At 35.2% G+C, this 24506-nt stretch carries 21 protein-coding genes and 1 pseudogene; 9 read left to right on the top strand and 13 right to left on the bottom strand.

The genetic code is table 11. The features are described 5' to 3' along the window. Nucleotides 1–7 precede the first annotated feature (7 nt). Nucleotides 8–1345, top strand: a complete 1338-nt coding sequence (locus tag ATE49_RS00850; RefSeq protein ID WP_065080722.1) for a UDP-N-acetylmuramate--L-alanine ligase — start codon at nt 8–10, stop codon at nt 1343–1345. 100 nt (nt 1346–1445) lie between these two features. Here ATE49_RS00850 and ATE49_RS00855 read toward each other — a convergent pair whose 3' ends face one another. Continuing rightward, a complete protein-coding gene (locus ATE49_RS00855) occupies nt 1446–2660 on the bottom strand; it encodes a hypothetical protein (RefSeq protein WP_143349670.1) in 1215 nt (404 codons plus the stop codon). Between the two features lie 119 nt (nt 2661–2779). Next, nucleotides 2780–3226 (bottom strand): nuclear transport factor 2 family protein, encoded by a 447-nt coding sequence (locus ATE49_RS00865; protein WP_065080725.1) that lies wholly within the window; start codon nt 3224–3226, stop codon nt 2780–2782. Nucleotides 3227–3507: 281 nt separating this feature from the next. Between ATE49_RS00865 and ATE49_RS00870 the strand changes: the two genes are divergently transcribed. The 8 genes and pseudogenes from ATE49_RS00870 to ATE49_RS00905 all read left to right on the top strand — a co-directional run bounded on the left by ATE49_RS00870 (nt 3508) and on the right by ATE49_RS00905 (nt 11235). After that, nucleotides 3508–4662, top strand: a complete 1155-nt coding sequence (locus ATE49_RS00870; protein ID WP_059344041.1) for a homogentisate 1,2-dioxygenase — start codon at nt 3508–3510, stop codon at nt 4660–4662. Nucleotides 4663–4686: 24 nt separating this feature from the next. Next, nucleotides 4687–5961 (top strand): acetyl-CoA hydrolase/transferase family protein, encoded by a 1275-nt coding sequence (locus ATE49_RS00875; RefSeq protein WP_034871027.1) that lies wholly within the window; start codon nt 4687–4689, stop codon nt 5959–5961. 62 nt (nt 5962–6023) lie between these two features. Beyond that, nucleotides 6024–7154, top strand: coding sequence for a 4-hydroxyphenylpyruvate dioxygenase (hppD, locus tag ATE49_RS00880; RefSeq protein WP_065080726.1), 1131 nt, complete (start codon nt 6024–6026; stop codon nt 7152–7154). A 42-nt stretch (nt 7155–7196) separates the two neighbouring features. Continuing rightward, nucleotides 7197–7688, top strand: coding sequence for a hypothetical protein (locus tag ATE49_RS00885; RefSeq protein ID WP_065080727.1), 492 nt, complete (start codon nt 7197–7199; stop codon nt 7686–7688). A 96-nt stretch (nt 7689–7784) separates the two neighbouring features. Next, nucleotides 7785–9032: a fumarylacetoacetase gene (gene fahA, locus ATE49_RS00890; protein ID WP_065080728.1), complete on the top strand. Its 1248-nt coding sequence runs from the start codon at nt 7785–7787 to the stop codon at nt 9030–9032. Between the two features lie 56 nt (nt 9033–9088). Beyond that, nucleotides 9089–9463: pseudogene (locus ATE49_RS00895) on the top strand (four helix bundle protein). Between the two features lie 25 nt (nt 9464–9488). Next, nucleotides 9489–10313 (top strand): flavin reductase family protein, encoded by an 825-nt coding sequence (locus ATE49_RS00900; RefSeq protein WP_059155309.1) that lies wholly within the window; start codon nt 9489–9491, stop codon nt 10311–10313. Nucleotide 10314: 1 nt separating this feature from the next. Further along, entirely contained in the window at nt 10315–11235 is a 921-nt protein-coding gene (locus ATE49_RS00905) for a M28 family peptidase (RefSeq protein WP_065080729.1), read from the top strand. Between the two features lie 66 nt (nt 11236–11301). On the opposite strand, the gene ATE49_RS00910 is transcribed toward ATE49_RS00905, so the two are convergent. The 11 genes from ATE49_RS00910 to ATE49_RS20465 form a co-directional block, all read right to left on the bottom strand. Further along, nucleotides 11302–12144 (bottom strand): alpha/beta hydrolase family protein, encoded by an 843-nt coding sequence (locus ATE49_RS00910; protein ID WP_065080730.1) that lies wholly within the window; start codon nt 12142–12144, stop codon nt 11302–11304. 92 nt (nt 12145–12236) lie between these two features. Continuing rightward, on the bottom strand, nt 12237–14309 hold the full coding sequence (locus ATE49_RS00915; protein WP_065080731.1) for a M13 family metallopeptidase: 2073 nt from the start codon (nt 14307–14309) through the stop codon (nt 12237–12239). Nucleotides 14310–14382: 73 nt separating this feature from the next. Next, a complete protein-coding gene (locus ATE49_RS00920) occupies nt 14383–14961 on the bottom strand; it encodes a hypothetical protein (RefSeq protein WP_065080732.1) in 579 nt (192 codons plus the stop codon). A 91-nt stretch (nt 14962–15052) separates the two neighbouring features. Further along, entirely contained in the window at nt 15053–16303 is a 1251-nt protein-coding gene (locus ATE49_RS00925) for a DUF2264 domain-containing protein (RefSeq protein ID WP_065080733.1), read from the bottom strand. A gap of 108 nt (nt 16304–16411) precedes the next feature. Continuing rightward, entirely contained in the window at nt 16412–18475 is a 2064-nt protein-coding gene (locus ATE49_RS00930) for a M13 family metallopeptidase (RefSeq protein WP_065080734.1), read from the bottom strand. 153 nt (nt 18476–18628) lie between these two features. Then, nucleotides 18629–19297 (bottom strand): head GIN domain-containing protein, encoded by a 669-nt coding sequence (locus ATE49_RS00935; protein ID WP_034871151.1) that lies wholly within the window; start codon nt 19295–19297, stop codon nt 18629–18631. A gap of 132 nt (nt 19298–19429) precedes the next feature. Then, complete coding sequence (locus ATE49_RS00940) at nt 19430–20686, bottom strand: CinA family nicotinamide mononucleotide deamidase-related protein (RefSeq protein WP_065080735.1); 1257 nt, start codon at nt 20684–20686, stop codon at nt 19430–19432. A 3-nt stretch (nt 20687–20689) separates the two neighbouring features. Further along, entirely contained in the window at nt 20690–21523 is an 834-nt protein-coding gene (locus ATE49_RS00945) for a dienelactone hydrolase family protein (RefSeq protein ID WP_065080736.1), read from the bottom strand. A gap of 215 nt (nt 21524–21738) precedes the next feature. Next, nucleotides 21739–23331: a hypothetical protein gene (locus ATE49_RS00950; RefSeq protein WP_065080737.1), complete on the bottom strand. Its 1593-nt coding sequence runs from the start codon at nt 23329–23331 to the stop codon at nt 21739–21741. 55 nt (nt 23332–23386) lie between these two features. Then, nucleotides 23387–23560, bottom strand: coding sequence for a hypothetical protein (locus ATE49_RS20310; RefSeq protein ID WP_166460689.1), 174 nt, complete (start codon nt 23558–23560; stop codon nt 23387–23389). Between the two features lie 461 nt (nt 23561–24021). Next, nucleotides 24022–24390 carry a helix-turn-helix domain-containing protein gene (locus tag ATE49_RS20465; protein ID WP_260255530.1) on the bottom strand — a complete coding sequence of 123 codons (369 nt, stop codon included), beginning with the start codon at nt 24388–24390 and terminating at the stop codon, nt 24022–24024. Between the last annotated feature and the right edge of the window lie 116 nt (nt 24391–24506).

Genomic DNA, 24506 nt, shown 5'->3' on the forward strand with positions numbered 1-24506 from the left:
TAAATTTATGAACATCCATTTCATTGCTATAGGAGGCAGTGCTATGCACAACCTTGCTATTGCCCTAAAAGAAAAAGGTTACCATGTGACAGGTTCCGATGATGCGATCTTCGAACCATCGAAAACCCGTCTTGACAAACGAGGAATTTTGCCAAATGAAATGGGCTGGTTTCCTGAAAAACTATCAGCCGATACCGATGCTGTAATTCTGGGAATGCATGCACATGCAGATAATCCGGAATTGGCAAGAGCAAAGGAGCTAGGCTTAAAAATATATTCGTACCCCGAATTTCTGTATGAGCAGTCCAAAAACAAGACACGTGTCGTAATTGGTGGCTCTCATGGTAAAACAACTATTACTTCTATGATCCTTCATGTACTACACTTTCACCAGAAAGATGTAGACTATATGGTTGGTGCACAGCTGGAAGGTTTTGATGTAATGGTAAAGCTTACTAAAGACAATGACTTTATGATCCTGGAAGGAGATGAATATCTTTCTTCTACTTTAGATCCCCGTTCAAAATTCTTATTATACCAGCCTAACATAGCACTAATGAGCGGTATTGCATGGGATCACATTAATGTATTCAAAACATTTGATGACTATATTGAACAGTTCCGAAGATTTGTTTCGACAATAACTCCGGGAGGTGTACTGGTATATAATGAGGAAGATGAAGAGGTTGTAAAAGTAGTAGATGCTGCAGAGAATTATTTCCGCAAACTGCCTTACAAAACACCAGAATATGAGATTGTAAACGGAGTAGTAAATCTTATCACCAGCATTGGTCATATTCCTTTATCTGTTTTCGGGCAGCACAATCTGCTAAATATGGAAGGAGCTCGTCTTATATGCCAGCAATTAGGTATTATGGAAGAAGAATTCTATGATGCTATTATGAGCTTTAAGGGGGCATCTAAAAGATTGGAAAAAGTAGAAAGAGCAGATGGTGGTACTCTCTATAAAGATTTCGCCCATGCACCTTCTAAAGTAAAAGCATCTGTGAAAGCATTTATAGAGCAATTTCCTAAACAAAAAAAACATGCTTTTCTGGAACTGCATACCTACAGCAGCCTTAATCCGGTTTTTCTGGAACAATATGAAGGTTCAATGAATGGTGTTGAAGAAGCTGTTGTATTCTATTCAGAAGATGCATTGAAGATAAAAAGAATGGAGCCTATTTCTCCGGATATGATTAAAGATTCTTTTAAAAATACCGATTTAAAAGTATTCACCAATGCCGAAGATCTTCATTCTTATTGGAGTACACTCGACAAAACTGATGGAGTGTATATGATGATGAGCTCTGGTAACTTCGGAGGTCTGGATTTAACAAAATAAGTACAAATTATCATATATAACAACGCCCCGATTCATCTGAATCGGGGCGTTGTTATATTCAGTATTGGTAAGAACCTGAAAATAACTATTGTGATTATTTTTACTCTTCAGTAATCTCAGTTACAATTGAAGACATCTTTCCTGAAAGTGGAATTTGTAAATTAGTAGATGCTGAATTAATAATATAAAGAAATTTATTTGCTTGAATAGGAAATATTGAACGTGATTTATCAAAATTATTTCCAGCAATAAAATTATCTGCTACTTTTTCAAAGTTCTTGTTAACCTTAAATATTACAGCATCCTGTTCGTTTCCATAACCAAAATCACCAATAATAAATAAACCTCCATCATTAGAGTTTATTATTTGATTCACAAACGGCTGTTTTTGTGTCTGTGCAGAAAAATTTATTGAGGAACTTTTTGTTACATTTCCATTTGAATCCAATTTAGATAATTCATAGCTCGTAGAAGTAGAATTTACCAGAAATATTTCGTTATTATTAACAGTAACACTCCCTGAATTAATTCCTTGAGTACTTTTTTTCCATATAATATTTAATTCAGCATCTATACTTGCAATCCAATTACCAATTTGTGCAAAATCATTATTGGACGAATTGCTTTTAAGAGTTATAATAAAATTATTATTTAATTTAATAATCTTTCTACCAAAATCATCATTGCTACCACCAAGTGTTTTTTGTTTTATCAGATTTCCATTACTGTCAATTTTTGAAACCCAAACATCATAACCGCCATTATTATTTGAAACATTAAAATCAGAAGAAGAAGTATAGCCAACAAAAATAAAATTCCCATTTGCGGCCTCAACGATCGTATTATCCTGACTTATTCCTTCATAGCCACTTCCACCATAATTTTTACTCCAAATAATATTTCCGTCTCTGTTAATTTTAATTAAAAAAATATCAAAATCGCCATTATTCTTCTCAATGTCTCCATTTGTTGATTCTGACTCTCCTATGACAAGCAAGTTTCCTTGTGAGTCTTCAATTATACCTTCCGCATAATCTCTTTTACTTCCACCATAAACTTTATTCCAAACAATATTAAAATTAGAATCAAATTTAATAACATGATAATCTTCTGCAGATACTATTGCAACATAATGATTATCTTTTGTTTTTATCATTTGTCTAATCTCAAGATTATCTATAGACGTTTTGTATGATAATTTAAATTTTAAATTGGTGATTGGGCTAGTTGGGTTTTCATTCAAATTATTGGAATCACCAGATCTACAACTGGATACAATTGAGAGTAATGTAAAGAAAAATAAAATTTTGTTCATATATTTTATTTTAGAATTTCCGCTAAAGAAAAAAGGTACAGACTTTACTTCAGCTTGGCTATTTTTAATTTTTGTTCAATCAGTTTTTATAACTTCAGCAATAAAATTATTCTGGTATCTTATCTTGCCCAAGTAGCTGCTAATTGAGAGAAAACACCGGCTTTTCGAGCAATACCTAAGGTATTTGGAAAATCTTTGTAATAAACAATCCCATTTTCATCAAATTTAATAAGCGCGATGGAGGACTGTATCTCAAAAGATTCACTCGTGCTCAATGATTTTCCCTTTGTAAAATACTCAACAGTGACTGTCTGACTATCTGTACAATGATATATCTTTGTATAAACACTTTCTATTTCTATCAACTTGGTAAGTGGATTTTGCTGTACATTATCAAAGTGTTTTTTTATATTTTCTTTCCCATTTATTACAGTCCCACCATTAACGGTAAATGGTATTTCAAAAGTTGCATTATCTGTGAAATAGCTGACAAAATTATCATAGTTTCTCGTTTGCAGAGAATTTGACAGCTCCTGAATAATTGCATTTATTTTTAATTCGTCCATTTTTTCATTTATTAAATGTGTTATTATATACTTATTCCCTAGGCTTTTATCAAATTTAATAATTCTATTTGAATTCTATTCATAACGAAGTTCTTATTCTATAAAGTTATAATCCAAAAATCACTCATAAACACGATACATCATAAATATACCTGACTGATCCTGAACAGATTTTTTAAGCAAATAAACGATATTATGAGCTATATCATTCCATATTCTTAGGCTATTTTTTCTTCACGTGTGATAATTTGAGTAAATTTGAGAAAGTCACAACCTGATTTATGAGATACCATCACAACGGAAAAATTCCACAGAAAAGACATACCATCTTCAAATCTGAAGAAGGTAATTTTTATTACGAACAACTGTTTGGTACAGAAGGATTCCACGGAATTTCTTCTTTACTATATCATACACACAGACCCACCCAGATAAAAGAAATAAAAGGTGTAAAAGATGTTACTCCTAAAATCGCAGTAGAGAAAAACATCATCCCGAGACGAATTCAGGGGATGAAAGTGCAGGCTGAGGATGACTTTTTGGATAGCCGAAAGGTACTTATGCTGAATAATGATCTTAAAATGGGTATTGCTAAGCCGCGGAAATCGGTAACAGAGTATTTTTATAAAAATGCTGAATGCGACGAGTTATTATTTGTACAAAGAGGCTCTGGTGTTCTGAAAACATTTGTAGGAAATCTTGAATTCGGATATGGAGATTATCTTATTATTCCTCGTGGCACCATCTATCAGATAGAGTTTAAAGATGAAGACAATATTCTGTTCTTTATAGAAAGCCACTCTCCTATTTATACTCCAAAAAGGTACAGAAATGAATTCGGACAGCTACTGGAACATTCTCCTTTCTGTGAGAGGGATATAGAAGCTCCTGTCCATGTTGATCCGATAAATGAGAAAGGAGACTTTGTCATAAAAGTAAAAAAGGAAAATCAGATTACTGATTTTGTATATGCAACACATCCTTTCGATGTTGTTGGATGGGATGGTTATTTCTATCCTTTTAAATTTAATATTAAGAATTTCGAGCCTATTACAGGCCGGATTCATCAACCACCTCCTGTACACCAGACTTTCGAAGGGCATAATTTTGTAGTATGTTCTTTTGTAGCCAGAATGTACGATTACCATCCCCTGTCTATTCCTGCTCCTTATAACCATAGCAACATAGACTCCGATGAAGTTCTTTTCTATGCAGAAGGTGACTTTATGAGCCGGAATCATATTGATTTATGTGATTTCACTCTTCATCCCGGAGGTATTGTACACGGACCTCATCCGGGTGCTATGGAGCGAAGCATAGGACAGAAAGAAACCCATGAATATGCTGTAATGGTAGATCCTTTCAGACCTTTAAAATTAACAGAAGAGGCGCTGAAAGTAGAAGATCCTACTTATAAAACTTCATGGTTAGATTAAGATAATAACTTATAATAGTAATATATGTATCAATATGTAAGTGCCGAGGAGGCTATATCTGTTATTAAAAGTGGTGACAGAATATTTTCCCACGGTAGTGCCTGTACTCCCAATTATTTATTAAATGAACTTGCCAATCAGTCTTCCCGCTTTAAGGATATAGAAATGGTATCCATTACCCAACAGGGTGCTGTGGCTATTGCAAGACCAGAATACAAAGATAATTTCCATATTAACTCTCTGTTTGTGTCTACTCCTGTAAGAGAGGCTGTAAACTCCGACAGAGGTGATTTTGTCCCTATTTTTCTTAGCGAAATTCCAATTCTTTTCAAGAACAATATACTACCACTGGATGTAGCCATTATTACAGTTTCTCCTCCGGATAAACATGGTTACTGTACATTGGGAACCTCCGTAGACATTGCACGATCTGCTGTAGACTCGGCTAAAATAGTTATTGCTATTGTCAATCCTAAAATGCCAAGAACTCATGGTGACGGAATGGTTCATGTGAACAGAATCGATAAAATGGTATGGCATGAGGAAGAGCTAATGACAATAGATTATGGTTCTAAAGTTGGAGAGGAAGAGGCACTGATTGGAAAACATGTCGCTGAACTTATTGATGACAGAGCTACAATACAAATGGGTATTGGTACAATACCAGATGCTGTTCTTAAATGTCTGGGAAATCACAAAGACCTGGGAATCCATACAGAAATGTTGAGTGATGGTGTTATTAACCTAATTAAAGATGATATTGTTAACAACAAATACAAAGGTTTCCATGACAATGTAAGCATTACCAGTTTCTGCTTCGGGACTAAAAAGCTCTATGACTTTGTAGATGACAATCCGTCTATTGCATTCTTAGATGTTCAGCATGTTAACTTCCCTATCAACATTATGAAAAATCATAAAATGCATGCTATAAATTCTGCTATAGAAATTGATCTTACAGGACAGGTATGCGCCGATTCTATTGGTACTTACCAGTACAGCGGTATTGGCGGACAAATGGATTTTATGAGAGGTGCTGCCCTTAGTGAAGGTGGAAAACCTATTATGGCGCTTACATCACGTACCAAAAAGGGTATTCCGAGAATTGTTCCTTTCCTAAAGGAAGGAGCTGGTGTGGTAACAACCCGGGGACATATCCATTATGTAGTGACTGAATACGGTACGGCTTATCTGTATGGTAAAAACTTGAGACAGAGAGCTAAAGCGCTTATAGACATCTCTCATCCGGATGACAGAGAAATGTTGGAAAGAGCGGCTCACGAAAGATTTAAAAACTAACAATTGTTAGTGGCATTCACTAAAAAATAGTATTTTGCATTTCATAATCTAAAAGTAAAAAAATGTCTACATTAACATTCGCCGAAAAAATTGCACAGGCAGAAAACTTCCTGCCAATCAATGGTACAGACTATATTGAATTTTATGTTGGTAATGCCAAACAAGCTGCACACTTCTATAAGACAGCATTTGGATTTCAGTCAATTGCATACGCAGGGCCTGAAACCGGAGTTAGAGACCGTGCTTCATATGTACTTCAGCAGGGAAAAATCCGTTTGATTCTTACTACAGGACTTAGATCAGACAGTTCAGTTTCAGAACATGTAAAAAAACACGGTGATGGTGTAAAAGTTTTAGCGCTTTGGGTAGACGATGCTTATAAAGCATTTGAAGAGACTACTAAAAGAGGTGGAAAACCATATTTGGAACCTGTTACTTTAACCGATGAACATGGTGAAGTGAGAATGTCCGGAATCTACACTTATGGCGAAACAGTGCATATGTTTGTAGAGAGAAAGAATTACAATGGAACATTTATGCCTGGATATGAGAAATGGGAAAGCGATTATAACCCTACTGAAACAGGTTTATTATACGTTGACCACTGCGTAGGAAATGTAGGCTGGGATCGTATGGTTCCGACTGTTGAATGGTATGAAAAGGTAATGGGATTTGTCAATATTCTATCTTTTGATGATAAGCAAATCAATACTGAATATTCAGCGTTAATGTCTAAAGTAATGTCTAATGGTAATGGTTATGCAAAATTCCCGATCAATGAACCCGCAGAAGGTAAAAAGAAATCTCAGGTAGAAGAATATCTTGACTTCTATGAAGGTGAAGGTGTTCAGCATATTGCTGTAGCTACAAAAGATATTATCCATACTGTAGGCGAACTAAAAAAACGTGGTGTAGAATTCCTTTCTCCACCTCCGGAAGCTTATTACGATATGGTACCGGATAGAGTTGGTCACATCGATGAAGACATCAAAAAACTTCAGGATCTAGGAATTCTTATCGATTGTGATGAAGAAGGTTATCTTCTTCAGATCTTCACAAAACCTGTGGAAGACCGCCCTACTTTATTTTTTGAAATTATTGAAAGACACGGAGCTCAGAGTTTCGGGGCCGGTAATTTCAAAGCTTTATTCGAGGCTTTAGAAAAAGAACAGGCAAGAAGAGGAAATTTATAATTTTTGGATTAGTATTTGTCTTAGTTTCACTAAATTTATAAGATGAAAAAAATACTTCTGGTTTTAACTCTTATTTCCGCCGGTACAATAGTACAGGCTCAGAGTTATGGTGCTATTATCAAAAAGCTGGACAGGCTAAGCAGTGAAAATTCAGGAAAGGATTATGACGAATTTATTCTGGAAGGAAAGAAATTCATTACTGTAAAAGATTCTACAGATCATTCTGAAAAGCATATCCTGGAATTCCGGCCGAACAATCAGGTTACAATGATTGAGATTATTGAAGATAAAAGTACAAAGCAGGAATATTCCAATATCTTTACAGGTGATGTCGTAAGAAATCACAATGCTGTATCTATAAGGCTTGATAAACTGGAGGAAAAAGCAATGAGCTATCCTTTAACTTATAATTTATTACTAAGTTATCGTAAAGGTTACTATTACTTCACCAATATCAATACCCGTGAAAAATGGATTGAGATTCATTATCTGGACAAAACAAAAGATTCTAAAAAAGTACAGAAGAGAAAATAATCTTCGATAAATAACAAAACTCAGGTTCAAGGAAATGTTGTATTTTTAGTACACGTTTTTTTGAACCTTTTTATTAAATAAAACTCTATTTAATTTATGAAATCATTCGTAGAAAATTCCGAATCAACAGATTTTTCAATATACAATATCCCTTTCGGTGTTGCAGTGTTCAATCAGGAGTACATTGCATGTGCTACAAGAATTGGCAACCAGGTAATAGATCTGGCAACCCTTTACGATGAAGGCTACTTCGAAAATATTGATGGCCTGGATGACAATATCTTTGAAGCTTATACCTTAAATCCTTTTATAGAATTAGGTAAGCCTATTACCACAAAAGTAAGAGAGAGAATACAGGAATTATTAACAGAAGGTTCTACTCTTTCAAAAGATGAAATAGCTATAGAAAGCTGCTTTTTCGATTCTGAAGAGGTACAGATGATGCTGCCTCTACACATTCCTAATTATACAGATTTCTACAGCAGTATAGATCATGCAACCAATGTAGGCTCACTTTTCCGTGATCCGGAAAATGCACTTTTTCCAAACTGGAAACATCTTCCTGTAGGCTATCATGGAAGAGCTTCTTCAATTGTAGTTTCCGGAATTGACATTCACAGACCAAAAGGACAAATGAAACCGGCAGATCAGGACAAACCAATATTCGGTCCGTCTAAACAATTGGATTTCGAACTGGAAATGGCTTTCATTACCAATAAAGATACCGAGATGGGTGAATCTATCTCTACAAAAGACGCTGAAGATGCTATTTTTGGAATGGTAATTTTCAATGACTGGAGTGCAAGAGATATCCAATCTTGGGAGTATGTTCCTTTAGGACCATTTTTAGGTAAGAATTTCGGATCTTCTATCTCTCCATGGATTGTGACCCTGGAAGCACTGGATATATTCCGTATAGAGTCTCCTAAACAAGATCCTGAAGCATTGGAATATCTTCAGTTTGAAGGAAACAAAAATTTTGATATACAACTGGAGGTTTATATTCAGCCAGAAAACGGAGCTGAAAACCTTATTTCAGAAAGTAATTACAAATATATGTACTGGAATATGGCCCAGCAACTTGCTCATCATACTATAAACGGATGTAATATTGAAGTTGGGGATATGTACGCCAGTGGCACAATATCCGGAAAAGACCCTAAATCATTTGGCTCTATGCTGGAACTAACATGGAGGGGTGCTAATCCAATAAAACTTTCTGATGGTACAGAGCGTAAATTCATCGAAGATAATGACACTGTTATCATGAGAGCATATAACGAAAAAGATGGCAAACGTGTAGGCTTCGGCGAAGTAAAAGCAAAAATACTTCCATCAACTTAGAGAAAGTTACACTGGTTATAGATGTTATAAAGCTATATGGGAATTCATTATAGATCATGACTGATATTAAGTCTCATAAAGATCTGAAAGTATGGCAAGAATCGATGGATCTTGTCACAGACATCTACGAATTAGTACAAAACTTTCCTGCTGAAGAAAAATATAATCTTACATCACAAATAAAAAGAAGTGCAGTTTCAATTCCTTCTAATATTGCAGAAGGAGCAGGGCGAAAATCTAATTTAGAATTTATACAATTTTTAAACATTGCATCAGGTTCTCTTTCAGAGCTTTAGACACAATTAGAAATAGCAGTAAGATTAAAATTTATTACAGAAAATGAAGAGTTATTTAAAAAAATAATTTTCATCAGAATCATGATTACTAATCTGAAAAAATCTCTGGGTAATAAACCTTTATCGCCTTTATAACTATATAACCCATTTAACCATTTTAATGAAGTCTATCCTACCACAAGATATACCCGGACAACAATTACAAACAATAATGCAGACAGCAATAGCACCAAGACCTATTGCTTTTGCAAGTACTGTAGATGCCGAAGGCAATGTAAATCTAAGTCCATTCAGCTTTTTCAATATGTTCAGTACGAAACCTCCGATTATTATTTTTTCACCTTCCCGAAGGGTAAGAGATAATACCACAAAACACACATTGCATAATGTACATGATACCCCTGAAGTAGTAATCGGAATTGTAAATTTCCCGATTGTACAACAGGTTTCTTTGGCAAGTACAGAATATGAGGAGGGCGTAAATGAATTTATAAAAGCAGGACTGACAATGAAGCCCGCTGACCTTGTAAAACCGCCATTAATTGCTGAATGTCCGGTAAACTTCGAATGTAAGATCAATGAAATAAAATCATTGGGAGAAGAAGGTGGCGCCGGAAATTTGGTGATATGTGAAGTTATAAAAATTCATATTCGTGAAGAATACCTGAATGAAGAGGGAAATCTGGACCAGAGAAAACTGGATCTGGTTGCCCGACTAGGCGGAAACTGGTATTCCCGTAATACAGCGGACAATCTTTTTGAAGTTCCGAAGCCTTTAGTTACTAAAGGAATTGGTCTTGACAAATTACCGGAACAAATAAGATATAGCATTGTCTTTACCGGAAATGATCTTGGAATGCTTGCTAATATCGAATCTTTGCCGGAGGGAAGTTTTAGTGATCAGAAAGAAATTCACGAGAAGGCTCAGGAATTATTATTAAAAAATAATATTGAAGAAGCCTGGAAAATTTTAAAAATCAGTTAATATGAAAAATATTGCAATACTTGCATTTGCCTTGGCTTCAGGCTTATATTTCTCTCAGGAAATAAAGGAAGCAAGAATTAAAGAAATTGTATCAACATTAGCCTCTGATGAGATGAAGGGCAGAAAGTTCGGTACTGAAGAAAATATGAAAGCTGCCCAGTATATTGCTGAGCAATTCAAATTAAATAAGCTGGATTACTGCTATGGTGATTCCTATCTTGTACCTTTTACTTATAAAGATGGAAAAACATATTATAATGTCTGCGGTGTAAAAAAAGGAACCGAGGACAGCTATATCGCTTTCGGAGCTCACTTCGATCACATTGGAGAAGCAAAAGAAGGTGAAGATAAAATCTTTAATGGTGCAGATGATGATGCCAGTGGTGTAAGTACGGTTATTGGTCTATCCGATTATTACAAAAGAAAAAAGACTAAAGAAGGGCTTATTTTTATGGCCTTTAATGGTGAAGAAATAGGATTAGTGGGTTCTAAATATCTGGCTAATGATGAAAAATTCCAAACTTATATCCCTAAAATAAAAGCTTTATTCAATTTCGAAATGCTGGGAACGCCTTCTGCTTTTGGATTAAATAAAGTATATATGACAGGACATGATCAGTCTGACCTGGATGAAATCATTAATGCTAATGCTCCTAAAGGCTTCGAAGTTGCTCCTGATCCTTATTTATCTGAAAAACTGTTCTTCCGTTCCGATAATGTAAACTTTGTAAAGAAAGGTATTGTTGCCCACTCCTTCTCTACTGTGGATATGGAGCATCAAAATCATTACCATCAGGTAAATGATGATATCAATGTCATCAACACTCAGAATCTTACACAGATTGTTAACAGTTTTGCTAAAACAATTGATCAGCTGATGAAAAAGGACTTTAAACCTAAGTATGTAAAGCCACTTCAATAAATAAAAAAGGATGAATAATTTCATCCTTTTTTATTTTTACAATAAGCGGTTAAGCATTGATATCCTTTATAAAGCACTATTCAGAAACTCTGTCGAGTAATTAACTACTTTTTCTAAATCCGCTGGTAAAGTATTACTATTCCATGGTTCTCTTCCTCCAAAAACATGGTCTGCTCCATCAATAATTATTAGCTCAGAGTTCTTTGCCCACTTATGTAACAGCTCAGCTTCTTTTATTTTTACCGCTTCATCCTGAGTTCCATGAATAATAAGATAAGGCTTTTGAAGATTCTGTGCTGCTTTTTGTATATCCAATTCGGATTCATTTTCTCTGAAATTCTCATAAAATTGCCAATAATGCGGCATTTCCTGTTTTGTTCTTCCATTAGTTACATAGAAAACTCCTTTTTCTCTGTATTGTTCTAATCGATCATTTTTCGGGAATCGCATTACAAAATTATTGACTCCAGCCAGTGTAATCAATGCTTTAACTTTAGGATCTCTTTGCGCCTGCAGAACAGTATCACCACCACCTCTGCTGTGTCCCATAATAGCAATCTTATCAGAATCCACCTTAGGATGATTTTCAAAATAATCGATAACCTTCTGATAATCGGATAACTCTTTTGTATAATTATTATTTCCAAAAGCTTCAAGGTCACCAAAATTATCCGGATCATTTATGGTTGTTCCATTATGTGAAAAGTTGAATTTAACAAAGAAATATCCAGCCTTTGCAAATGCTTCAGCCATTAGCTCCCAGGTTCCCCAATCCTTGTAGCCTTTATAACCATGTGCAAAGATTATTAAGGGCAACTTTTCTTCATTTTCCGGGTAATAAGCATCTGCCAGAAAGCTCTTAGTTTCGGGGTTTTCTATAAGAATATTTTTTTCTGTTGTGATGTTCATTTTTATTTTTAAAGTTAAACAATGAATTCCATCTAAAAAAGAAAGCTGCCCTTTAAAAGAGCAACTTTCCACTTATATAAATTATTATTTGATTACCAGATTTTAACTCTGTCCTCAGGTTTCTTATACAATTTATCACCCGGCTTCACATCAAAAGCTTTATAGAAAGCATCTGTATTTACTAACGGACCAAAAGCTCTGAATTCACCCGGAGCATGCTCATTAGTTTTAATCTGATTGATTGTAGCCTTCTCAGTCATCAATGTTCTCCAAACAGTAGCCCATGACATAAAGAATCTCTGATCTTGTGTGAATCCACTGATTTTTCCTGGATTGCCCTTATCTTTCAGGTACATTTGCAATGCATCATAAGCTACATTTACACCACCAAGGTCACCAATATTTTCTCCATTGGTAAATTCACCATTGATGTGTGTTCCTTTTACAGGTTCGTACTGACTAAACTGTTTTGCCAATTTTGTTGTAGCATCCTTAAAGTTCTTCAAGTCAGCATCAGACCACCAGTTAACCAGATTTCCGTCACCATCGAATGTAGCACCACTATCATCGAAACCATGAGACATCTCGTGACCGATTACAGCACCAATTCCACCAAAGTTAACAGCAGGATCTGCTTTGATGTTAAAGAATGGCGGCTGTAGAATTGCTGCAGGGAATACAATCTCGTTGTTTGTAGGATTGTAGTATGCATTTACAGTTTGTGGAGACATTCCCCATTCTGCTTTATCTACTGGCTTACCAATTTTATTCAGTTCTCTCTGGTAGCTCCATTCCGATACTTTCTGTAGGTTAGCATATAAAGAACCACCGTCTTTCACCGATGTTTGTTCAAGCTTAGTGTAATCTTTCCACTTATCCGGATATCCTACTTTTACAGTAAATTTATTCAATTTATCTAAAGCTTTTACTTTAGTTTCAGAAGACATCCATGTTAACTCATTAATATGTTTAGCAAAGCTTTTCTTCAGATAATCGATTAGCGTTAGCATTTCTGTTTTTGACTGCTGAGGGAAGTATTTTTCTACATACAGTTTACCGAAAGCTTCTCCAAGAACTCCGTTGATAAGAGAAAGCCCTCTTTTATTCATTGCTCTTTGTTCTTTTTGCCCTCTCAGATACTTGCTGTAGAAGTTAAACTGAATATCATCCAGTTTCTGATCTAAACGTCCGGCATTAGAAGAGATAAGGTGGAATTTCAGATAATCTTTAATTAACGGAATATTTTGCTCTGTAAGGAACTTATCAAGGTTTTTAACATAGTTTAATTCACCTACGATAACTTTATTTGTATTTACTCCTACAGCTGTCAGATAAGCTGGTAAGTCAACATTTTTCACCAAACCTTTCAGCTGATCCATAGTCTCAGGATTATACTGAAGATTGGCATCACGAATCTGCTCTACGGTAAGCAATGACTTCGCCATATCTTTCTCGTAAGCAAAAATATTTTTAGCAGTTTCAGATGAATTCTTATATCCTAAAACATCTAAAATTGAAGCAATATATTTCTGATATTCAGCTACTGTTTTAGCATTTTCAGCATTCTCTTTCTGATAATAATCTCTACCTAAACCTAGTTCTGCTGCTCCAAGATATACAGCATTCATTTTAGAATCTTTTAAATCAGCATCTACACCCCACTCATAGAAAGGATTAAAACCTTGTCTTGTAGATTCTTTTAGATAAGACTGCAGGTCATTAAGGTTTTTAATAGCATCAATTTTTGCTATGTCAGCCTGAATAGGCTTAATACCATCTGCATTTCTCTTATTCATGTCCATGAAAGTACCGTAAAGATCCTGAATTTTCTGGCCTTCACTACCTTTTGAAAAAGAGTCTTTCAGAATATTGTTCAAGATTGTCAAAGACTGATTGTCCGTAGCTTCAGCAAGCTCATTAAACGCTCCCCAACTTGATTTATCAGAAGGGATTTTTGCTGTTTGCATCCAACTACCGTTTACGTAATTGTAGAAATCATCCTGTGGACGTACTTTTCTGTCCATATTTTCCAGATGAAGACCTTCATCTTTCATAGTCGAACTTTTTGTACTTTGAATTGTTTTTGTATTCTTTTTTTGAGCTATTACTACTCCTGTTGAAAGAAGTGAAACGGCCACTAACAGACTGGTAGTCAATTTTTTCATAATATTATTTTAACAAAAGCCTATACATAGGCTTTATAAACTTACACAATGAGTAGATAAAATCACTGAAAAGTTACAACTCTTTCTGTAATTTATAGCTTTTAATTGAAGAAAGCTGCACAACCTTTACCTCATCATTTTTTAGCAGAAATAAAACGGTTTTAGTCTTTCCTATCAATTGAGCCTGTTCTTCGGTATTATCAGAATACAGAAAGCTCACTGGTTGATCTTTTGTTATCTTTTTTTGAGAAAATTTCCCGTATACTCCTGCTGCCAGCCATATATAAAACGGAATAATCAGTAAAATCGAAATCCCATTATAATACATGGATGAAAACCAAGATGTATAGTTCTGAAAACTATAGATATTGTAGATTTTAGGGTGCTTTTCCTTGATATAAGAATCGAGTTTGTAAATGGCTCCTAAAATAAGCACAGATATAAATGTGAATAGAAAAATTCTGTAATCGGCAAATGGTGCGATCAGAAAATCTGTAATATCGGCGTAGTCGAATATATTGATATTAAAATGGCTATATTTCCGGTAATTGAAAACCATTCCTATGCCAACTGCGAATAAATAAGCTATAGATAAAATAGTCTGAAAATCCTTCAACAGTCGATTATAAGTATTCTGTAGAAATTCCTTCATAAATTATTTTTTATAAAAATAATTTATTTTATTCATTTATAAATATTCTGTTATAAAAAAAACACTCTGATCACAGAGTGGTTTAAAAATATTAATATTCTACATGATAGTCTTTAGGGAAAGGCTCTCCTGCCCATGCTTTTTTAGCCGTCCACGCAGCGGGAGGATTGGTCCAAAATTTATCGGTAGCTGGCAAACCTAGTGGTAAGAAGCCTAATGTAGCCATATATAAACTCCCGGTGGATGTATAATAATCCGCTATTCCCGGCTGATGACCATTAAATCCTAATACAAGCCATCCTGCTTTATCAAAATTATTAGCATGATCATACATTCTGTGCATAACCGCACTAAGCCCGCATCTTACCTGCGCAGGATCTATATAATCGGGTAATTTATGCATCAGCGCTGTTTGCCCAAGTGCCTGGAATGCAGCTGTCCTATAAGTAATACTTCTTCCAAACGGTGGGTAAGTACCTTCTGGGCTGATAAATCTCTCTGAAAACTCTGAATAACGAACCATTCTTTTTACAGCCTGATCGTATTCTTGTTGTTGGATCATTTTACGATCCAGTAAAACTTTGAAAAAATCTACCAGCATAGGATGGATGACATAGGAGTTATAATAATCAATACTCATACTTGGCCCGTCACTATACCAGCCATCTCCCTGATACCATTCCAATATTTTTCTTTTAGCAAACTCTATACGTACAGGATCTGGCTGTTCTCCCACACTTAGTAAAAACGCTTCATTTAATCCTGCAAATAACAACCAGTTGTTATAAGCTCCGGATCTTGTACGAAGTGCTTTAAATTCTTCGATTACTCTTTTTTTAGTTGTTTCATCCAGAGGTTCCCACAATGCTTTTGGTGCTCTTATAAAAGCATGTGCCATATAAGCGGCATCTACAATCGGCTGCTTTTCTGTCCTGAAATTAAGGTAATCCGGATTCTGAGGATCAACAGCATTTTTAATACCCTTCAATAGTTCAGTTCTTAGTCTGGATCTTACTTTAGACTCTTCCGTATTGTCATCCGGTAACGCCAGCCATGGCGCTATACCTGCCATAGTCCGACCTACAGCTTCCAGATGTGTTACTTTATTAAAAAAATCTGGCTTTAATCCGGGAGGTATTTCCACAGGCATATTTTTCCGAAGAGTACCTTCTGCCAGATTATGAACTACGGGATAAGCAATTTTGTCTAATGTTTTCACCCAGAATTTACGGTCTTCCTGACCATCTTTGGGTACATATCCTTTGGAGGATTGTCCGAATAACTGAGATGCACAGCTTAATACAGCAAACTGCATCACAATTATTAATTTGATGTTTCTCATGTTGGTTAATTAGTTAGTTTTTATGGTTGACTAAGTTAACATTTTTATGGCTATAAAAAGCAAAAACCACTCTTTCGGGTGGTTTTTGTATTGTTTTATGGTTTATAATTACCAGATTTTAATTCTGTCTTCTGGTTTTTTATAAAGTTTATCTCCTGGTTTAATATCAAAGGCATTATAGAATGCATCAACATTTACCAACGGTGCAAAAGCTCTGTACTCTCCCGGTGAATGCGGATCAGTTTTAACCTGATTCACTTTGTACTGGTCAGTAGATAGAGTTCTCCATACAGTTGCCCAGGACATAAAGAATCTTTGATCCTGAGTAAGGTTACTTATTTTACCTGGGTTCCCCTTATCTTTCAAATACATTTGTAAGGCTTCATAAGCAACATTAACACCTCCTAAATCACCAATATTCTCTCCCATTGTAAATTTACCATTTACGTGAGATCCTTTTACAGGCTCATAAGTATCGTATTGTGCACCCAATTTTTGAGTTGCTGCCTCAAACTTCTTTCTGTCTTCGTCTGTCCACCAGTTGTTCAGGTTACCATCACCATCAAAACGGGAACCACTATCGTCGAATCCGTGAGAAATTTCATGTCCAATTACAGCTCCGATTCCGCCGAAGTTAACCGCAGCATCTGCTTTAAAGTTGAAGAAAGGTGGCTGAAGAATAGCTGCAGGGAATACGATCTCGTTGTTTGAAGAACTATAATAAGCATTAACAGTCTGTGGTGTCATTCCCCATTCCGTCTTATCTACAGGTTTACCAACTTTTTCAAGACCTTTCTGATACTGCCACTTAGAAATTTCCTGAAGATTGCTATAAAGTGAACCGCCATCTGCATCAGATTTCAATGTTAATTTAGAATAGTCCTTCCATTTATCAGGATAAGCAACTTTTACAGTAAACTTATTAAGTTTATCCAGTGCTTTTTCCTTTGTTACAGAAGACATCCAGTCTAGTTTTTTAATACGGCTTGCAAATGCTTTCTTAACATAATCTACTAATACCACCATCTCCGCTTTTGCCTCTGCAGGGAAATATTTCTCTACATAAAGCTTTCCGAAAGCTTCACCCACAATGCCATTTACAAAAGACAAACCTCTTTTGTCCATAGATCTCTGTTCTTGCTGACCCTGCATTCTCTTGCTATAGAAATTAAACTGAATATCATCCAATTTCTGATCCAGATTAGAAGCATTAGAAGCTATAATTCTGTATTTAAGATAATCTTTAATTAAAGGAAGGTTTTCCTGATTGATAAAAGAATCCAGGTTTTTATAATAGTTAATTTCACCTATAATTACTTTGTCAGTATTTACACCAACTGTTTTTAAATAGTCAGGAAGGTCTACATTTTTAACCAAAGCAGGAAGCTCAGCAACCGTTTTAGGGTTATATCGAAGATTGGCATCTCTTGCCTGCTCATTCGTTAATAATGTTTTAGCCATTCTCTTTTCAAAATCTAAAACATTCTGAGCTATTGATGCTGAATTCTGGTAACCAATTACACCTAATAATGTTGTAATATAGTTTTTATAATCTGCTAAAATTGCAGTATTCGCTTCATTTTCTTTCTGGTAATAATCTTTACCTAATCCTAATCTTGGTCCTCCCAAATAAACTGCATTCATTTTGGAGTTTTTCATATCAGCACCAGCTCCCCATCCATAAAATGGATTATCACCTGTAAGGGTTGCCTGATCGATATATTGCTGGAAACTTTTTAGATCTTTAATAGCATCTACTTTGTCCAGATCGGCTTTAATCGGAGATATCCCTAAAGCATTTCTTTTAGTCCAATCCGTATATGTTGTATAAAGTGCCTGAATTTTCTGGCCTTCAGACCCCGCAGGATATTTAGATTTCAGAATCTCTTTCAGAATATTCATGGAGTTGTTATCCGTATCTTCTCTTAACTGATTAAAAGATCCCCAGCTTGATTTGTCAGAAGGGATTTTTGCGGTTTTCAGCCAACCACCGTTTACATAGTTAAAAAAGTCATCTTGCGGGCGTACAGATGTATCTCTGTAACTAAGATTTAGCCCTTCGTCTTTTTGCGTTTTAGTCGCCACAGTCTTTCCTTTTTTTTGTTGAGCACTCACCTGAACTCCTGTAAAACAAAGAGAAAACGCTAATGCTGCAAAAGTTATTTTTTTCATATACACAGATTTAATCAATCAGATAAAGATATTAATAATTTTTAAACAATTCTTAACATAATTATAACCTGTTATTTTTGTTTATATCTTAATTCATAAAAAAGCTGCTGTGATGTTTCACAGCAGCTTTTTTATGTTTTATTCTATTTTCATTTATTTGAAGCTAATATTACCTCCGGCAATTTTTTTAGTTTTCTTATCTGCAGGATTTCCATATACTGTAATATTGCCTCCGGCACGCGTTTTAGCATCTACGGATTCCGTTGCAGAAACCTCTGCTTCGCCTCCTGCATTTACCGTAACACTAGTCGTCGTCGTTGCCAACTGTTTACCATAATATTTAGCCCCTGTATTTACAATTGCATTTTGATTATTGGCATGACCGGATAATGTTATAAGCCCACCCGTATTAGACTTTACCTCCAATGTTTTGGCTTTAAGCCCCATAATAATTGAGGAGCCTTCATTGGCAGTAAGTACAATTTTATTTCCTTCTAATACACCTTCATTACTTACTGTTGCTCCCTGACTAGCCTGGATATCATTTAGTCTGTCATAAAAAACTCTTACTTTTACATCATCTCCCTGTAAAAGATTAGTTGTTGTCATTCTTACTTTTAGCTCTCCATTTTTATTGACAACCTCTACATCCGAAGATTTTTTTCCATTCACTTCTACTTTATTGGATGTAGAAGGAATTAATACTACCGGAATTTTATCGTAAACTTTCAGAGAACTGAATGTTCCAACGTTTTTAACCGTTTGAGCAAAAGAAAACTGAACTGCAACTATGGCGATAGCGCCTGCTATAATATTTTTCATAATAGTTATTTTAAAAACAGACGGCAATATTCCTGCCATAAAATGTTAGAGAAATATTAAACAAGTATAAATTAATTTTAAGTTAATCATTATATTAAAACGCAACTAACTGTATAACAACATACTAAAAACTTACAATTCCTCTTCTTCCAACCATACAATAAGCGTTTCTATAATTTTTTGAGATACAAAATTCACAAAATCATTTCTTTCAAAGCCAGGCAGAAATAGATGAAAAGCTCTTGTCTCACTTCCTTTTGCTATTGCATAATATACAGTTCCTATATCTTTACCATCTTCCCCTTTATTGGGCCCCGAAACCCCGGTAGAAGATATTGCAATATCTGAATTAAAAAGCTTCTGACAGGATTTTGCCATTTCTATAGCTACTTCTTTACTTACTACAGTATGTTCCTTTATAATATCTTCCGAAACATTCAACAACTGTGATTTCATTTCAGTAAAATAAGGAATAATACCTCCTTTATAATAACCGCTGCTTCCTGAGACAGAAGTCAGTAATCTGGCCAATTGTCCTGTAGTACAACTCTCGGCCGTAGAAACCGTTAATCCTTTATCAAATAAGACAGAAGCCAGTATATTTTCTATAGCATCTTCGGACCAGGCAATTACATTATTTCCAATTAGAGATTTCAAAGGTTGTATCAGTTGTTCAAGCTGTTCTTCAAGTATAGTCTGATTATCTCCGATTCCGGTTAATCTAAGTTTCACCCTTGTTCCTACAGGGAGGTAAGACAGACTCACATTTTCAGGTAACGCCAATTCCCAGTCTTCAATAGTATCGGACAGCAAACTTTCAGGAACTCCTACCACGCTGATAATACGGGTATGAATAAAACTAAGCTCCCATTGCTGCTTCAGGAATGGTATAATCTGATCCTTTATTAGTGGTTTTACTTCGAAGGGTACTCCGGGTAAACAAAAGATAAATTTACCGTTTTGTTCCATCATCTGGCATGGTGCTGTTCCGTAATGGTTATCAAAAATTGTAGCTTTTGATAATACTTCACATTGATTTCTGTTACGTTCTAATAACTCAAGCCGGCCTCTTTTTTCTAGGTATTTCCCTAATTTTTCATAGAGTTCTTCAGAAAAAATTAATTCATCATGAAAAAATCCGGCATAGGCCTTTTTGGTTTTATCGTCCTTTGTAGGCCCTAAACCTCCGGTTGTAATTACAAGATCACTGTTTTCTAATGCTATTTTTAAAAAAGTTTCTATTTCAGAAATCTCATCCGAAATGGTGAAAATTTGCTGAACTTTTATTCCGATATCTTTTAGCTGCTGCGCTATAAAATTGGAATTGGTATCTACGGTGTTTCCAGACAAAATCTCGTCACCAATAGTAATAATTGTCGCTGTTTTCAATTTTTATTTAAAGATTTTATTAAAAAAGGTTATCATTTCTTTCCATGAAGCTTTATCTGCGGCCTCATTATAAGCAACCTTCAGTTTATATTTTTCCCCAACCGCCGTAGCATCGGGATTGGTAAAAGAATGTATTGCGCCAGGATAGTTAACAAACTCATACTTAACTCCGGCAGAATCCATCTGTTTTTTAAAAGATACTATTTCATCTTTAGAAACAAATGTATCATCTTCTCCATTCAATACAAGTAAAGGTATACTATTAGTTGTTGGCTTTACATCGGTCATCAGATTTCCATGAAAACTAACGACTCCTTTCAGCGGCTCGTTAATTCTGGCCATATTAAGGGCCATAGCCCCGCCAAAACAATAACCTATAGCCGCCATTTTTCCTGTATCAGCTTTCTCATTTTTTTCTATCTGTTTCAATGCAGCTTCAAAACTTTGCTTTGCAAGATCTGCATTACCATAAAACGGTTTCGCCAGCTTTCCGGCATCATCCGGATTATCAACCATTTTCCCGTCACCATACATATCTACAGCTATCGCCATATATCCTGAATCAGCTAACTGCTTAGCTCTGCTCTTCACATAATTATTCATTCCCCACCATTCCGGGATAATAAAAACCACAGGTAATTTTCCAGTTCTACTTTTATCAAAGGCCAGAAAAGATTTAAATGTTTTACCATTTTCGGAATACGTAAGATCTTCGGCAAAAATCTCTTTCCGAAGATTCTTTGTGTATTTAGCATCAGTATTCTCTGGCGTCTTCTTACAAGCTATTGTTCCTGACAGCAAGAGCAATAAAGACATGGATAAGATTTGTATTTTCATATTATTGTTTTTTTGGTAAAGTAAAATTAAAAAATATGCTTTTAATAAAGCATATTTATATTCTTTTATTGATCACTGCAAATAAAAACAGACATCCCTTCGGATGTCTGCCTTCAGACTGTTAACTAACAAAAATAGGATGATGACAAATAAGCACCGGATATTAACAGTTTTTCTTCTTCTTTATGGAAAGTAATAAGTGATTGAATATATTATTATGGGCAAGCTATTATTTTCTTACCGACTCCTAAACCTCTCATTACAGTGACTCCGGTCACCAACATTGTTGCCACTACAGTGTTGGAACCTGTAGTTTTCCACGTAACAGTATTGAAAAGGGTTCCACCATACAATTCAAGAGGCTCCAGATTGGACGTCAAACTTCTTCTCCCCATCATAGATACCGAACCATCAGGCCCGATTGTAATTCTAATGATAGCTATTGATGTATTTGCTGAAGTACCCAATGCATAGATTTGAGGCACTCCATTTTCACCCCATCGTGATCCATCTGATTTAAATCTGATATTTTGGGGATAATTATCTACACCTGATTGAAACTGAATTTCCTGAGTTGCCAAATCCACTCCGTTAATTGTCATGTTAAAAGAGTTATCCAGCTCATAAACATCAAATACAAAACCAGCATCTGCAGCTGGTGCATTGAATGTTCTTGTTAGTCTTGTTCCTGATCCAGAATCAGACATATTAAAAGGCCAGGTTGGCGTTGCATCCGTTGTACATGCAAACTTCAGCTTAAGGTTATATTTCACTCCTGGTGTAACAACTAAGTTACTAACAGAAAAATTTCTTTTGGTCTTAGATCCTACAGTAATTGTTCCGCTTGCATTATTTGGGAAGGTCAATGTTGACATATTCGCAGCTGTTCCTCCTGGATTAGCCAATAGTGTAGGATTACTTGTCCAGATTGCACTTGTTGGTGTTGGAGCAGTAAAACTAACCGCTTTTGTAGTTGTTGCAGCTCCAAAAGTAACGGTTCCATCAGATAACTTTATACTATTAACAGCCGCTCCACGATGCCTATCAAAATTAATCCCATTACCTATAGAGGAAATAGGTGTTCCTGGTGCTACAGCTGAAGCATCTATAGTTGTCGTGATCTGGCTGAATTTATGTGTCAGCACAACATTCAATACATTATCTCCTTTGGACACCCTTACATTATTGGTACGGAAATACATCAGATCATTATCTCCCGAGATACTGGATAAAGAAGCTGTTGAGATATTTCCTGTAACATCCCCCGGAGCTGTTGAATTATTATATGACAACACCACAAAATCATATTTGTTAGTTGCTTCAGTATCTCCATCCAGCATCATATCACCAGTATCTGCTGTAGAAACTCCATTAGCATCTATAGTATAAACATTAGTAGCTACTTTGACACCTGTACTTGTTCTGTATGCAATAACACGATATTTTACATTAGGACCTTTCAATGGGTTTCTAATAACATCTGCCATAGGATTAATTGATGCCTGTGGAGCAATTGCTGATGAGATAACCGGTGTAAGCGTAGCAATAACTGGTTGCTCACCTGCCATAAATGTACTTACCTGTTCTTTTACAACAGAAGATACACCTGTATTTTTAACAGATGCCTGCGTAGAGATCGTTTCCGTTTCATATTCACTTCCTAGCAAGTTCATCTTGATAAGAGCAGAACCATTCGTAATTAAATTTTCACCAGAATTATCTACAGCATTGTCAGAGCTTCTGCATGATGTTATCAGAAGTGAACCGGATAACATAAAAGCTGCAATTGTTATTTTTAAATTTTTCATTGTTTGTGAGGTAATAGATTTATTTCATATTTGCTTGTTATTTCAATCCGGATACCTACCATTCAATGGTTCTGTTATCGTCATCACCCTGAGTCCATTCTTCCTGTACCTGGCCACCTGAATTTGGCGGAAGTACTTTAGCTGAACCAGTTGCTATTCCTTGTTCCATTTCTATTAGGAACATCTCAAATTTTGGAGATATATACTCCTCTTTTTTTAAATCATTCATTAATACATTTGTTTGTGTTGTAATCTTCTTCTTTATGGGATAAGGGCGCTAGAAATAACCGGACAGTAATTTTAACTACTGACCATAATATTATTTAGGCACTCTGATAAAGTTTATTATTCGGAGTATCCTATACGATTAAATCCAATGTTTGTTATCACCTGTCTTTGGCGATCGATAAAGACGTGCAAAAATACTAGTAATAAAGACTACCACGGAAGTACTACTATTATCAAAATCCGGAAAATGGCAAATAAAAGTCAAAAACCAACATTTACATAAACAACTAATAATCAGTAATATAAAATTGTAAAATATAATTAAGAGCTATTTTGTAGTCATACCTTTTTATATTATTCAGAATGAGGATCAAAAAATTCAATATATGAATAGAGCACTTGTATTATGGTATAAATTGTATTTAGAAGATATAATTTGATAGATCTAGAACACAAAAAGCATTAATGATTTTCATTTTTACTAATAAACTTAATAAACTCCGAGGGCGAAACACCTGCCACATTTTTAAAAGTAGTCGTAAATTTACTATGAGAACTCATCCCTACCTCATCAGCTAGTGCGCTTATTTTATATTGTCTGTATATAGGTTCGGTACTTAATTTTTTTAAAATATAATTAATTCGAAGCTCATTGGTGTAAGTAGCAAAATCTTTCGCCCTATATTTCTTAATAATATAGGAGAGGTATTTAGTATTGGCATCCATAAAAGTTACCATATAAGACAAAGACATATTTTTATCCATAAAACGTACTTCCTGTTCGAATATATTTAGTTTTTCCAGAAGTGTTTTTTCTGTTTCTTCCGGCATTACTGAAGTTGTATTATTTTCAGATTTTTTGGATCAGTTTGCACCAACTTATTTTCTTCAGCAAGCCTGTTCAGTATATCCTTAATTTTATTAATTCGTTTTTTTTGCCTGTATCT

Source organism: Elizabethkingia miricola, assembly GCF_001675285.1.
In the GTDB taxonomy this organism is placed as follows: Bacteria; Bacteroidota; Bacteroidia; order Flavobacteriales; family Weeksellaceae; genus Elizabethkingia; species Elizabethkingia miricola.